The following is a 13,608-nucleotide window of genomic DNA, read 5'->3' on the forward strand; positions in this document are numbered from 1 at the left end:
TTGAGCATCGTTAATTCAGCACAAGAAAAGCTTATAAATGATATTAAACAAAGCTCAATTAACGTAGATGAATTTCTGTATAACGCCACTTTCTGTCATGTATTTATATACGAACTATCTACTAAAAACTCATGAAAATCGCCTAAATTATTAGGTATAAATTGACCAACAACCTAGATGAGCAAATCCAACATTAACGCTTGGAATATCAAGAACTGGCGTATTGGCCATAAAATAAAGGGAGCATTCCTGATCTTGATTCTTATCACTTTTACTACAGGCGTTTTTAGCATCATTACCTTACAAAATGCCCTCAGTTCGCTACAAGAAATTGACAATGAATTAAATCCTGTGATCGATGACCTCTCAGTCTATCGAAACATGATCAGAGATGCGCGAACATTTACGACAAATTGGGTCTATGTACCGAATTACACCGCCGACAAGGACGCTTTGAAACTTATCCATGAACAGCGTTATCCTGAATTAAAAATCAAAATCGAAAGTGTGGATCAATACCTGGAAAACGATTCTCTAAAAGCAATAATTCAGGAAATCCAGGACCAATCAGCACATTTAATGGTCATCCAGGCAGACTTGATGCAAAGCCTCCAAAGTTTCGAAAACTACGAAGACGCATTTGTGAAGTTCATGGCAGAAGATCAAATAGAAAACGAGATAATTCCAGTGAGTGATAACCTGGACACCAAACTGGAACTGATCATTGAAACACTTCGAAACAAATCGGAAAGCCTTAGGAACAATATGCAAGGCACTTTTTCGACCCTTCAGATTACGGTATGGATTGCAAGTATTCTTGGGATTCTTTTTGCAATTCTCATATCGATCCGGCTCTCATTCCTCATCACCCGCCCGCTTCATCTTGTGCTGCAAAACATATCCAAACTGGCAAAAGGTACTATCCCGAACGAATTGAAAGTTCATTCTGATGATGAAACAGGAAGAATTACATTGGGATTGAATAAGCTGATCACCAGCTTTAGACAAACTGCCGAATTTGCCGATCGGATCAGACAAGGAGACCTTGATAGCGACTATCAGATGCTCAGTAAGGAAGATGCATTAGGCTCCGCTTTGGTTGGCATGCGCAATAACCTCAAGGAAGTGATCACCGCCACTAACTCCGTGATTCTATCCGTTTCGGAAGAGGGAGACCTGTCACACCGATTGTATGGCACTAATAAAGAAGGTGCATGGTCACAACTCGTGCTATCTATTAATGAACTGCTCTTTTCCATTTCGCGGCCTTTACAGTCCGTTATGGATATTTTAGTTGAAGTTTCGAAAGGGGACCTGACACTCCGATACCATGATGAAGAAAAGGGAGATATAAAAAGGTTAACCGACAGCTTAAATCAAGCATTGAGCAACCTTCAGTCCCTTCTTTCACAAATTTCAAGTACAGCAGATACAGTGAATAGTTCGACCTCAGAAATGACCGCCTCAGGCCATGAAATGAGTACAAGTACTCACGAAATAGCAGGAGCTATCGCCCAGATCACTACAGGCGCTCAAAATCAAGTTAACCGCGTGGATGAGTCAGCTCATCTTGTTGAGAGCATCCTGGACGATTCTAAAAACATGTCCTCCAAATCACAATCCATCAATGAAGCGGCGGAAAAAGGAATGACGAACAGCCAGCGTGGCCAAAAGATGATTGAGAATGTAGAATTGAGCATTGCGGAAATGGACAACTATTCCCGATCCACGGACGATTCTATGAAAGTGCTATTGCAACGCTCAGAAGATATCAGCAGGATACTAAGCGTCATTACCGAAATTGCTGCCCAAACCAATCTATTGGCGCTAAATGCCGCCATAGAAGCAGCTCAGGCAGGTGATGCCGGTCGTGGTTTCGCAGTTGTGGCGGATGAAATCAGAAAACTAGCGGAAGATTCCAGAAAATCTGCCAAGTCCATTGAACAACTCATTGCTGTTGTTACAGAGGATACTAGTCAGGCAGCTACCACCATAAGAAAAATGGGCGATAGCGTGTCAAGAGGAGTTGAAGCGTCTAAGGAAGCCTCCCTGGCTTTTAAGGACATTGCTGAATCTTCTACCGTGACCCTACAATACGCTGAAGAAATTTTAGTGGCAAGCAACCAGCAAGTAGAGCGCTTAAATGAGTTTGTCAGTATCACCGAATCTATTGCAGTTATCTCAGAACAAACTTCCGCCAGTACCGAAGAGGTGGCCGCCTCAGCCAACGAGCTTTCTACTGGAATGAATAATTACATCGATAAATCTCAATTCTTAAACGAAATCTCCAGACAGTTAAAACAGGATCTGGATCAATTTAAACTCGATCATCAATCGACCCAATAGAATAAATATACCATGAGACATTTCTTAAAATTTGCGACTATCATTTTAGTTGTGTTATCCCTGCAAGTATCAGGTCAAGACAAGAATGAATTTGATGTCACCATCGAAGAGGACAAGCGAAAATCTTCCATAGGAGGATTCGGAGCCGACCTATCCAAAAATGCCAGTTTCGTAAACTTCAATGGTTATGTCACCAATGAATTTTTTGCTCAACAAAACCGAAACAGCACATTCGATAACCACTATTTCAACGTATTCATCTCATCACAATTGACCGATAAGATATTCGTAGAAGGTCAGCTAGAATATGAGCATGGTGGTGACGATATCGACCTGCGTTACGGATATGTAGATTATAAAGTATCTGAAGCTTTTGTGATTCGTTCTGGTAAGTTTCTAGTACCTGCAGGAGAATTTAACGAATATCTGTATCCCGAATACCTGAATAAGACGGTAAGCCGGGCATATGTCAACCGTGAGATTTCTCCATCGGCATGGGGCGAAGTGGGTGTCCAGGTGAGAGGCCGGATCAATGATGAAGCTAACGTTACCCCCTTTTACACCGTCTATGTCGTCAATGGCCTGAATGGAGATTCTGGTGCAGGTATTCGCAGCTTACGAGGCAATTCCAGAGATACGGATGGTGGGAGCAATAACAACAAGGCAGTGGGTGCATCGTTTGGCATTGACATTGGCGATGACATCACGATTTCTTCCAATTACTACTCTGGAAAATACACCGGAGATGGTGAATTGAATCTTTCTATTTTCGGCGCATCGTTTTACCTGGACAAGGAGAAATACAGCATCTGGAGTGAGTACCACTTTGCCAATCAGGAAGCCTACAATGATCCGTCAAACGTCGCATTAGGAATTAATACCTTGAACAAGCAGGGTTTTTACATTCAAGGTGGGTATTTCCTGACCAAAAAGCTGGAAGCAATACTACGTTACGATGCCATCGAATTGGATGGAGCACCTGAGGGTGACAGAAATAGAATTACGTTCGGGGCAAATTATCATGTTGCTAAAAATGCGGTGGTAAAGGTCAACTATGAACTGCGAAGTGACGATGGTGCCGATGCTGATGATAATCTATTTGGCCTCCAGTTTTCAATTGGATTTTAAGCGCTGCAGCATCATGAAAAGTTACAAACTGCTATTATGGCTTGTGTTCTCATTGGCTCTTGCTCCAGGAGAGAGTAAAGATAAACTCAGTCAGGACCTGAGTAAATATCATGCGCTATTCATCGGTAAGTTCATAGACTACATCGATTGGCCGGACCCAGGCCAATTAACCATTGGGGTGGTCGGAAACTCCCGGGTCATGATCGAACTTCAAAGCACCATTGAAAAACGAGGTAAGGCACGTGTGAAGAAGATAGCCGGGGTGGCAGACATCTCCGATTGTGACCTCCTATTCATTCCTGCGAGCCAAAGTAAACTGTTTACTACTTTGAACCAGGCTTCAGACAATAAGCCTGTATTGATCGTTACCGAGGAAGAAAGTCTTGCCTTTCAGGGGGCTGGAATTAGTTTCTACGTCGAAGGAGGAAAACTAAAATTCATTATCAATAAATCTGCCGTTGAATCCAGAAATTTAAAAGTCAGTTCAAACCTGATAGGACTGGCGAAGGTGATCTGACCCTTTAAGAACTTTGACATACATGCCATTGTCTAGATGAATTGACATCATATTGTAAGTGGTAATAAATACTGCCTGCTTGAATGCGGCTTCAAGAAAATGGAGGATTATCCTCATGGCCCATTATATTAACAGGAATAAATATCATCTGGAGTTTCCAAACTGCTATAGCCCAATGGCGTGCATTCCTAAATCGGTTTTTGCCTTGACTTCCCTCCAGGTGATTCACCCAGAAAAATCAGCATTTATGTGATCCATTTTAGCTCCGGCTAAGAAAAACCACGTCGGTCTATTATGTAAACACTCAATTAATTGTAAATTCCAAAGAGCCTAAATCAATAACCGGAGATAAAATCCCCCAACTCATCAATTCTTTTACTTCTCGCATTAGAAGTTTTACTATCTTTCAGTACCTGGCCGCCATTTAGTGACTAACCTAGTGACATCTAAAAAGGAAAGGAGTTGGTTTAGACTTCTGATGATTTTCGCTTATTGCTCAACCCTGAGCTTTAGTGTCTATTTCTACGTTCGTGAAGTTTACATACTGGCGTACAATGGCTTTTTTTGTCTTTCTCTCTTTTTCATTTTTGGCATCGCTAGTTACTTCACAAAGCACCTGCTATGGCTCTTTAGGCTTTCTGTGCTTACCGCATTCCATGCCTTCTATTTCGAGGTTTTCTTCACCGGTGGAGTTCTCTCACCCGCATTGCCTGAGTTCGTCATTCCTCCCATCATCGCCTTTTTCTACAAACCGGTAAGAGATCGTTATTTCTTCATGATCATGGCCGTTTTATGTGCGTTAAGTATTTGGTTACTATCGTCGTTGTGCTACACAGAAGATCGATTCCCGGCTGATTGTATCATGGAAATGCATATTATTTCAGCATTTTTCATATTCGGCATAGTAGGTGCTTACATCTATATTTATCGTAAAACGCTAAATGAGAAGAACTTAGAATTGAAAAAGTCCTATCAAAAATTGGTCGAGTCTGAAAAGATGGCCTCGCTAGGTCTATTATCTGCAGGTGTCGCTCATGAAATCAACAATCCCCTCAATTTCATCAAAGGAGGAGCCGAAATGTTGACCATGCAATTGAAAGGATCAAAGGATGCACAACCTCACGTTCATGCCATAGAGGACGGAATAAAAAGAGTAGCGTCCATCATTGATAGCCTGGCCCACTTTAGCAGAGATTCTCCGGACATGAATGAAGTTTGTGACATTCAGAAAGTCATTGACAATTGCCTGGTGATGCTCAATCATCGATTAAAATATAAGATTGAGGTTGTCAAAGCATATGAGGACTTGGGTTCATTGAAGATCATTGGAAACGAGGGGCAATTGCACCAGGCATTCCTCAACATCCTCACAAATGCAGAAGAATCGATTGATGAAAATGGAACCATCACTATTCGCACTTACACAGAGGGTGAGGCACTGAAAGTCACTATTTCCGATACTGGACGGGGCATAGATCCCAGGCACATCAAAAAAATCAGCGATCTATTTTATACCACAAAGGATACCGGTGAAGGAACAGGATTGGGATTGTCAATAACCTATAAGGCCATTGAAGAACATGACGGAACCATAGCAGTCCAATCAGAATTGGGCAAAGGCACAACCTTTCACATTACGTTTAATAAACCTTTGATTTTTGAAAGTGCATAAGCAGGAAAGGGATACGGTAATGTATGTAGATGGTGAACCCCTCAATTTACTTCTGTTCGAAAAATGATGAAATCCCCCCTCCTACATCGAGTTAAGTACAAAAACTACCTACCAGTCAGCTAACAATTGTTCCATTCTATAGGATGGGCTATTTTTTTATTTCCGTTTCATACGTTTCGACCCATTCAGCAACACTCACTTTACTCATTAATTCGCCAATAAGATCGTAGGGTATGTCATCTGGTTTTTTGAAGCGAATACAACTTTTCCCCATGTCTAACTTTCGCTTGCTATATTTCGGATATTCAGATACGAACCAATCGAGGAGTTTGGCGTCGGCATAAATTCCCATGTGATAGAAATTAATGGAGTTTTTTTGTGACGCAATCCCTGCAAAAGGCAGTGGTTCACTGGGTTTACAATGGTAACCTCCCGGATACAAGCTATGAGGAACCACGTAACCTAATCCACCATAGCTGATCGCCGGTTCAAACCCTTCGGGGAGGTTATTCACAATAACGTCATGAAGTTTATTAAAGGGCTCTACTCGGTCCTCGGGTAAGTTGGTAAGAATTTCCATGACCGTTTTTCCGCCTGCTTTCATAGTGTAAGGATTTATGCTATCACATGAATTGTCTAATGTAAATGTAGCCGGCTGAACTCAGGAATAAAAAAGAAGGCCTCTTGCAAAGGAGACCCTCATCATCGTATAAAAAGTTCTCAAGGCTATTTATCGAGATCAACCTTGGTTCCCAGTCGCTTCAACAATGCTCCTGCGACTAACTCAGCTGAGGCGGGATTTTGTCCGGAGATCAACAATCCATCCTCCTGAATATAAGGATACCAATTGGGTCCCTTGGAATAGAAAGCACCATTCTCAATCAACATCTCCTGAACGGAAAAAGGAACTAAGCTGGTGAACTGCACCGCCTCTTCCTCCGAATTAGAATAGGCAGTCATCATTTTCCCTTTGACTAATGGATCACCGTTAGAGTCCCTGGTGTTTTTGAAAATAGCAGGTGCGTGGCATACAGAAGCAATTGGTTTATCATTTTGATAGAAGTCCTCTATCAACGCGATGGAGTATTGGTCTTCAGCCAAATCCCAAATGGGTCCATAACCTCCGCTATAAAAAACAGCATCGAAATCCTTTTGATTGACTGTCGATAATTTCAATGTTTCTGCTAATCTGGCTTGCGCTTCTTGGTCTTTCATAAACCTTCTGGTAAAATCCGTTTGGAACATTTCCTGTTCACTTTTGGGGTCCAATGGAGGTTGACCTCCCTTCGGAGATGCCAGAATGACTTCTACACCGGCATCTATCAATGAATAATAGGGAGCCGCAAATTCCTCCAACCAAAATCCTGTTTGTAAACCGGTACGCCCTAGTTCACCATGACTGGTCAAGACAAGTAATACTTTGGTGGGTCGTTGGTCTTCCGCATTCAGTTCGATGCTGCCATTGGCATGAAAACTTAAAGCGAACATCAGAACGAGGTTTGAGAGTACTATATATAACTTTTTCATTGGGATGTATTTAATTCTGCAGCAAACCTATCCTGGCAGTTCTTCAGAAAAATTGATGTATGGTAATAAAGACCCTCTAACATGAGTGGCCACCATGATATACCCAAAATTCTATTTGCTCAATAAATCGCTCTCCGAGTGGAGGCATAAATTATATTGGATTGGAGTCCCTTATCGAAACAGTCCGGGGTATACCTGGCATTAGGATAGACGCATCAAAATACCTTATAATGCGTAAATAAGAAAAAGGATCAATCTCGTACAAGCACTTACTGTTTCGCATTTCATGTATCTCAACCAATTCCCTGATATTGACTGGATAAGGGAAAATTCTCATTCGGGTTTTCAAGCAGGTAAAGACTACCAGGGTAATAAATTAACCTCCGCTGGCTGGCCTACTGCTGTCATCAATGTCGCAACCCACGCTACTGAACGCGACAATATCAAGGGCCCCTTCAGTATGTTTTATAATTTAAGTGGCACTTCCTTGGTCAAACTTGATAACGATTGGCACCAGGTAAACGAATTCTTTTATTGCATTTCTAATGATGGTGAGTCATTCGACTTGCATGTCCCTGAAGCCCATAAAGCAACCACCTTTAATATCCACTTCGGGAAACAACTATATTGTGAAGTACTTCAACAGCTCTCAGAAACCGAGGAATGGTCATTAGATAACTATCGACACTATGGTGAGACGGCTTATGCAATGCTTCCGGCGACGCATTTCATGGAAAGGGAATTCAAAGATCAGCTCCTGACCTTACACCATCACCTAAAGCACGGCCTCCTTTCGGCGGATCAGGAATATGAAATGACGGGATCAATTCTGCAATGGTTGCTCATTCATGGAGATTCCAGATTCAAGAAATTCGAGGATTCCAGCGCAATGAAACGGTCAACGAAAATGGAGCTATTTAAACGGGTGAATAAAGGCCTGGAATATATTCACAGCCACAACTTGTATCAGTTGGACCTTGAGAGTATATCGAGAAACAGTGGTTTATCGAAGTTTCATTTCATTCGAGTATTTAGCGAATTCCACCATCAAACTCCTGCTAATTACATCGCCGCACTCAAAATCAACAAAGCCCAAAATCTCTTGGCTAATTCCCATAAAGACCTGAACACCATCGCGACAGAATTAGGTTTTTCCGAATTGTCGGCATTTACACGTTTTTTCAAGAGGCAAACGGGAATGACTCCATCTTCACTTCGGCACAGAAATTAGCAATTTCGGTCAAGTGGTATTAGGTAACTGACAACAATCTTTGCGACATGCAAAATATCAAATACTATGGTTGAAGTTAGTTTTTACCTCCTGTCGGTTACTGCTCTGGCAATGCTTTTTGTCCTTTTTAGAAGTTATCCCTCCTCCAAAAAACTTACTATCCTACTGGTCATGATCGGATGGATTGCCTACCTGGTTCTTTTGGACAGATCCGACGTACTCAAGAATTTTGACATGCCACCTAGGATTCCCGTACTGGTTGTTTTTCCCGCCCTGATCGCGATGGTCATTTTGGTCAATAGAAACGTACTACAAGAGGCACTCAAAAGAAGTCCTTTGTACATTCCGATCCTGCTTCAATCATTCAGAATATTAGTCGAATTACTGATTTATGCGACCTATCAAAAAGGCATTTTCCCTCAACGGGCAACCTTCGAGGGATTGAATTTTGATATTCTGGTGGGAATATCCGCACTTTTCATGGGTATTGCCATACACAAAAGACTCGTAGAAGCACGTGGCATTCTGATTTGGAATATCGCTTCGTTAACCATCTTGTCGGTTACCGTTTATTCATTTATCTCCACCTATTACTTCACCGATTTTCTAAGCATTGGAGGAAGATATCAGTTCGTTGAGTTCCCCTACTTGTTGCTTGCATCGGTGCTGTTACCCGTGGCCTTGTTCCTGCATGTCTTTTCGTTGAAGCAAGTAATTGGTAAAAGTTGAATCACCCGGTTAAAGCAGCCTTTTCAGGATCGCACCAACAAAGCGATCCTGATTCCATATAACTTCGACTAAAAAAATTAGAAGTAGGTACTTCAAACCGAACTAAGCCTCCGCCACGTCCTTCGCGTACTTGAGCAACCGAATCAGCTCAATGGCTTTCCCAATTTCCCATTGCATTCCCGAAACGATGCCGTGCATGGCAATTAAGGTCCGATTCAGCTCCTGTGTATCTTCGGCCATTTCAGAAATCAACAATTTCGCACTAGCGAATCCCTGTTTCTGATAACTTCCAAGTACTTTAATGGCATTTTCTTCTCCTGAGATCTTTCGCTTTTTTGGTTCATAACCCATTTGACTGATCATCGTCTCGGCAAGCTTCCAGGTAGACCAGGGGTTTTGCCCTGTTACAATATTTTGTTCAATTACTACATTTTCCAGATACATGCTACCTTCCTTGAATTCCGCTCCATTTTCAACCAACCGATCTTCCAGCAGAAAAGGGAAAATTGTTTTTGCATCGGGTATCAGGAATAGCTCCTCCTTATTTGTAAAGCTGCTTACTGATTTGCCTTTGATCAAGTAGTCGCCATTTGACAGGGTAACATTTACCAATGCAGCAGGCCCGTGGCAAACCGCACCGACTACTTTTCCTGATTCATAGTAATCTCTCACGATAGATTGAATTTCAGGATTATCCGGAAAGTCATACATGGCACCTTTTCCCCCGACAAAATAAATGGCCTCATAAGCAGTAGGGTCCACCTCCGATAGGGAAAGTGTGTTTTTCGTTTTCGCTTGAGCGAATGAATCATTCAAGAAAGCGAAATCATAGGAGCCCATGTCTTCGTCATCAATGATTACCGGAGGCTGTCCCCCTTGCGGACTGGCGATATCTACTTCGAATCCATTGGCCTGAAAGACATAATAGGCTCTCGAAAGTTCGGTCAGCTCGTATCCCGTTTTCTTTCCACTGGACCCCATTTGATCAGTGCTTGTAACTACAGCTAATACCTTTCCTCGATTTGGAATGATGTCTTCACTTAAGTATGGTAAAGAGGCCGCCACCGTTTCACTAAGACCAGCATTTGTTTCTGCCTTGGGGATTAAGCTTATGAACCAGTAGCCAAAGGCAAAGACTGTGATGAATAATCCAAGCAGTGAAACCAAAGACCATTTTAGAATTTTCTTAAATCGTGACATTGTTTGTTTTTTGATGCAAACCAATGGGTCACAGGACAAGAAAACTCTCTAAATGATCATTTCGTCAGCGTAAAAGATCATTTTGTCAATGCCTGTCGATAGGCATGAGGTGTTTGATTCGTTTGTTTCTTAAACGCACTATTGAAGCTGGACAAGCTATTGAAACCTACCTTGAAAGCTATCGCAGATATGGTGTAATTCTGATGATCCGGGTCGACCAGTAATTCCTTAGCCGCCTCAATACGATATTTATTCACAAAGGCATTGAAGTTCTTATCACTCTTTTGATTAATGACCATAGAGAGCACCTGTGTGCTGACATTTAGCGATGCGCTCAAGGATTTTAAAGTAATATCAGGATTTCTATATTGTTCCTGCATACCGACCAGATCAATGGCCCCGGCAAATACATGTTCTGCTTGCTCTGTCGATATCCGTGTTGTCTTGTATTTCTCCTGACCCAGATTTTTGAGATATCCTTTGGATATGATCACGTAGCTGATGCTGTATGCCACCAGCGAATAAAGTATGGGACCGATAATGTAGGGAACAATATCTTCAATAAGATTAAGAAAGTATGCGATCCAAATAACCAGTAAGCCATAAAATATGAGATTGACCAATTGATACCCCGAATCGTTCAAACCCTCCTTTCGCCGTTTGACGATATAGATCCGGGCCATGATCAAATAGATCAGATAGTGGCTGTAGTAACTGAGAAAAAGGAACGCAAACAGGAATATGGGTAGCGTTTCCAGATAATCGTTCTTAATCCAGCACCCGAAAAGGATCGCTAATAGTGCAGGTACAAAATGGATCAATCGACGATTGGTCCATTGAAAATCTTTGTCTGCAATGGCCTGCGCAAAAAAATAGAAGATGGGTCCAATGATCATCATGGTACCTAGCCCGATAAAAATGAATTGGGCATCCAGATTTTCCAGGAATTCCAGAAAAACAGATTTACCCACTCGGAATGAAAGCACGATCAACAGTACACCCAACAACCGATTAGCCAGAAAATTGCCAAACTTATTTGTCCAAAGGAACAAGGCAAGGAACATACCATGCAGTACGCCAAGACCACTTACCACTACCAAAAATACCTGACTTGCTGTCATTGGGTAAAAGTATCAATATGATCCTATAATCGCCAAAACAGCGGAAATCCGAAAGCGTCACAAAATTTCATTTACCCTATCCATTGAGCTGCATTAAAGCATAATTCCAGGTTTTTCGCAATTCTGGGATTTGTGTTTAACCTTCCAGTTTCTGTGTTACTCCAGTCAAAGCAGCCTTTAGACATTTGTAAAATCCAATAGAACAAAAATTCAAAGTGATGAAACATAAAATTCTGGTTACTGGAGCAAGTGGTGCTTTTGGACGATTGACCTGCTTGCAATTGGCAAAAGATGGTCATGAGGTGGCAGGAACCTTTCGCTCAACTTCCGGTAAAAACGCGGCATTGGCAGAAGAATTAAAATCTTCAGGTGTCCACCTGATTGAGATGGATGTCACCGATGAAGCTAGTGTAAATACAGGTGTGCAATCTGCCATAGATAAGATGGGTGGTTTGGATACGGTATTCAATAACGCCGGCGTAGGGGCCAATGGTATCCTGGAGACCTTCACAACAGCGGATCTTCAAAAAATGTTTGAAGTGAATGTGTTTGGCGTTCAACGTCTTATGCGAGCCGTTCTACCTTATTTCAGACAACAAGGCGTTGGTACTATTATCCACACCTCAAGCTGTATCGGGAGAATAACGACACCTTTTCTTGCCGCCTATTCCTCCTCGAAATATGCCTTAGAATCTCTGGCGGAAGGATATCGGGCTGAACTATCGGGATTTGGAATTGAATCCTGTATCGTAGAGCCTGGAGGAATGCCCACAGCATTCATGGGAGCCATGCTTAAGCCAAGCGATAGTGATAGAACGCAAGCATACGGAGACATGGCTCAAGTTCCAGATGTGGCATTAAATAACTATGTCCAATACATTGAAACCATTCCCGAGCAAAAACCAGAAAAGGTAGCAAATGCTGTGGTTGCTTTGGTCAATACACCTTTTGGGGAAAAGCCATTCAGAACAGTGGTTGATTTTTCAGGTCTGAAAGAACCGGTTGAACAATACAATAAGGTATTGGATGGAACCACAAAAGCAATCTACGCAGCAAATGGCGTGGACAATCTACTCACCCTCAACAAATAATTCAATTACCTCATAGAAAATATTAACGTCATGAAAAGTCTAAAGTATTATGTATTCATGGTAAGCCTCATATACTTCGTGGGCTTAAATCAGATTGCTCAAGCGCAGACAGAAACAACAGAACGTAAAGAAGGGTCTCAAGTAATTGTCATTACTGGCTCTGCCTCAGGCTTTGGGAAAGCCACCGCGGAGAAACTAGTGGCCAAAGGTCACATTGTTTACGGAGGTGATATCAATGTAAAGGGGAACAAGTATTTGAACAAAATTGGTGGACATGCACTTGAAATGGATGTGACCAATGATGCGCAGGTCCGTGCAGGAATCGAACGTGTCATTTCCGAACAAGGACGTATCGATGTACTGATCAATAATGCTGGCTACGGCGAATTTGCGACCATCGAAAATATCAATATCGATGATCTCAAACATCAGTTTGATGTCAATGTATTCGGTTACGCTCGCCTACAGCAGGCTGTCCTACCTCATATGCGCAAGCAGCGTTCTGGCCGGGTAATCATCGTGTCATCAGCAATAAGTAAATTCTCTTTACCCATGCTTGGCTGGTACGCGTCTACTAAACACGCCCTGGAAGGTATGGCAGATGCCCTGCGATTAGAAGTCGCACAATTCAACATTGATGTGGTAAAAATACAACCTGGAGCTGCTCAAACAGGTTTCGGAGCGACAGCCTTTGCTCGACTTGAACAATCCAATGTGCCGGATGATTATCGGGCGATGATCGACGCCAGTGCAAAGTCTTTAGAGAAAAATTTTGCTGACGCTCCTGGAGCTGAAGATACAGCAGAAACCATTGTTAATGCCACTGAACTGGTGAATCCAAAAATTACATACATCACGGCAAAGGCAGATGAAATAGTTAGGTTAAGGAAGGTGATGTCTGAAGAGGAATTTTACAAAATGTTTTCAGGCCAGCAGTAATGTTTTTAAAGCTATGGTTTAAGTCAAGCCCATCATCGGATACTGTTCCGATGATGGGTTACCAATTCTTACCTAACAGGTGACAAATCCAATTCAAGACTGAAGAA

Annotated in this window: 12 protein-coding genes; 8 read left to right on the top strand and 4 right to left on the bottom strand. The window is 42.1% G+C overall.

Features of this window, described 5'->3' with window-relative positions; genetic code table 11:
- Positions 1-177: 177 nt before the first annotated feature.
- From R8G66_11445 to R8G66_11460, 4 genes are all read left to right on the top strand, one after another.
- Positions 178-2,346, top strand: coding sequence for a methyl-accepting chemotaxis protein (locus tag R8G66_11445; GenBank protein ID MDW3192975.1), 2,169 nt, complete (start codon positions 178-180; stop codon positions 2,344-2,346).
- A 12-nt stretch (positions 2,347-2,358) separates the two neighbouring features.
- Positions 2,359-3,474: a hypothetical protein gene (locus R8G66_11450; protein MDW3192976.1), complete on the top strand. Its 1,116-nt coding sequence runs from the start codon at positions 2,359-2,361 to the stop codon at positions 3,472-3,474.
- A gap of 13 nt (positions 3,475-3,487) precedes the next feature.
- Complete coding sequence (locus R8G66_11455) at positions 3,488-3,991, top strand: YfiR family protein (protein ID MDW3192977.1); 504 nt, start codon at positions 3,488-3,490, stop codon at positions 3,989-3,991.
- Between the two features lie 478 nt (positions 3,992-4,469).
- Positions 4,470-5,663, top strand: coding sequence for an ATP-binding protein (locus tag R8G66_11460; protein MDW3192978.1), 1,194 nt, complete (start codon positions 4,470-4,472; stop codon positions 5,661-5,663).
- Positions 5,664-5,811: 148 nt separating this feature from the next.
- Here the strand turns inward: R8G66_11460 and R8G66_11465 are convergent, their stop codons facing one another.
- Both R8G66_11465 and R8G66_11470 read right to left on the bottom strand, forming a co-directional pair.
- Complete coding sequence (locus R8G66_11465) at positions 5,812-6,267, bottom strand: DUF1801 domain-containing protein (protein MDW3192979.1); 456 nt, start codon at positions 6,265-6,267, stop codon at positions 5,812-5,814.
- A 122-nt stretch (positions 6,268-6,389) separates the two neighbouring features.
- The gene (locus R8G66_11470) at positions 6,390-7,190 is read right to left on the bottom strand and encodes a type 1 glutamine amidotransferase domain-containing protein (GenBank protein ID MDW3192980.1); all 801 of its coding nucleotides are present in this window, start codon (positions 7,188-7,190) and stop codon (positions 6,390-6,392) included.
- Positions 7,191-7,476: 286 nt separating this feature from the next.
- Between R8G66_11470 and R8G66_11475 the strand changes: the two genes are divergently transcribed.
- Positions 7,477-8,421, top strand: coding sequence for an AraC family transcriptional regulator (locus R8G66_11475; GenBank protein MDW3192981.1), 945 nt, complete (start codon positions 7,477-7,479; stop codon positions 8,419-8,421).
- 66 nt (positions 8,422-8,487) lie between these two features.
- Positions 8,488-9,150 (top strand): hypothetical protein, encoded by a 663-nt coding sequence (locus R8G66_11480; protein MDW3192982.1) that lies wholly within the window; start codon positions 8,488-8,490, stop codon positions 9,148-9,150.
- 102 nt (positions 9,151-9,252) lie between these two features.
- Here R8G66_11480 and R8G66_11485 read toward each other — a convergent pair whose 3' ends face one another.
- On the bottom strand, positions 9,253-10,350 hold the full coding sequence (locus R8G66_11485; protein MDW3192983.1) for a type 1 glutamine amidotransferase domain-containing protein: 1,098 nt from the start codon (positions 10,348-10,350) through the stop codon (positions 9,253-9,255).
- Positions 10,351-10,427: 77 nt separating this feature from the next.
- Complete coding sequence (locus R8G66_11490; protein ID MDW3192984.1) at positions 10,428-11,471, bottom strand: helix-turn-helix transcriptional regulator; 1,044 nt, start codon at positions 11,469-11,471, stop codon at positions 10,428-10,430.
- 218 nt (positions 11,472-11,689) lie between these two features.
- Here R8G66_11490 and R8G66_11495 point away from each other — a divergent pair, with 218 nt between their 5' ends.
- Together R8G66_11495 and R8G66_11500 are read left to right on the top strand one after the other, a co-directional pair.
- A complete protein-coding gene (locus tag R8G66_11495) occupies positions 11,690-12,562 on the top strand; it encodes an SDR family oxidoreductase (protein MDW3192985.1) in 873 nt (290 codons plus the stop codon).
- Between the two features lie 30 nt (positions 12,563-12,592).
- Positions 12,593-13,501, top strand: coding sequence for an SDR family NAD(P)-dependent oxidoreductase (locus tag R8G66_11500; GenBank protein ID MDW3192986.1), 909 nt, complete (start codon positions 12,593-12,595; stop codon positions 13,499-13,501).
- Positions 13,502-13,608 lie beyond the last annotated feature (107 nt).

This window comes from Cytophagales bacterium (assembly GCA_033344775.1).
Classification (GTDB): Bacteria; Bacteroidota; Bacteroidia; order Cytophagales; family Cyclobacteriaceae; genus JAWPMT01.

Excerpts from the sequence above, each read along its gene's own strand:
- R8G66_11455 (MDW3192977.1), top strand. The coding sequence starts at position 3,488 with ATGAAAAGTTACAAACTGCTATTATGGCTTGTGTTCTCATTGGCTCTT.
- R8G66_11500 (MDW3192986.1), top strand. The coding sequence starts at position 12,593 with ATGAAAAGTCTAAAGTATTATGTATTCATGGTAAGCCTCATATACTTC.
- R8G66_11480 (MDW3192982.1), top strand. The coding sequence starts at position 8,488 with ATGGTTGAAGTTAGTTTTTACCTCCTGTCGGTTACTGCTCTGGCAATG.
- R8G66_11445 (MDW3192975.1), top strand. The coding sequence starts at position 178 with ATGAGCAAATCCAACATTAACGCTTGGAATATCAAGAACTGGCGTATT.
- R8G66_11460 (MDW3192978.1), top strand. The coding sequence starts at position 4,470 with ATGATTTTCGCTTATTGCTCAACCCTGAGCTTTAGTGTCTATTTCTAC.
- R8G66_11450 (MDW3192976.1), top strand. The coding sequence starts at position 2,359 with ATGAGACATTTCTTAAAATTTGCGACTATCATTTTAGTTGTGTTATCC.
- R8G66_11470 (MDW3192980.1), bottom strand. The coding sequence starts at position 7,190 with ATGAAAAAGTTATATATAGTACTCTCAAACCTCGTTCTGATGTTCGCT.
- R8G66_11475 (MDW3192981.1), top strand. The coding sequence starts at position 7,477 with ATGTATCTCAACCAATTCCCTGATATTGACTGGATAAGGGAAAATTCT.
- R8G66_11495 (MDW3192985.1), top strand. The coding sequence starts at position 11,690 with ATGAAACATAAAATTCTGGTTACTGGAGCAAGTGGTGCTTTTGGACGA.
- R8G66_11490 (MDW3192984.1), bottom strand. The coding sequence starts at position 11,471 with ATGACAGCAAGTCAGGTATTTTTGGTAGTGGTAAGTGGTCTTGGCGTA.
- R8G66_11485 (MDW3192983.1), bottom strand. The coding sequence starts at position 10,350 with ATGTCACGATTTAAGAAAATTCTAAAATGGTCTTTGGTTTCACTGCTT.
- R8G66_11465 (MDW3192979.1), bottom strand. The coding sequence starts at position 6,267 with ATGAAAGCAGGCGGAAAAACGGTCATGGAAATTCTTACCAACTTACCC.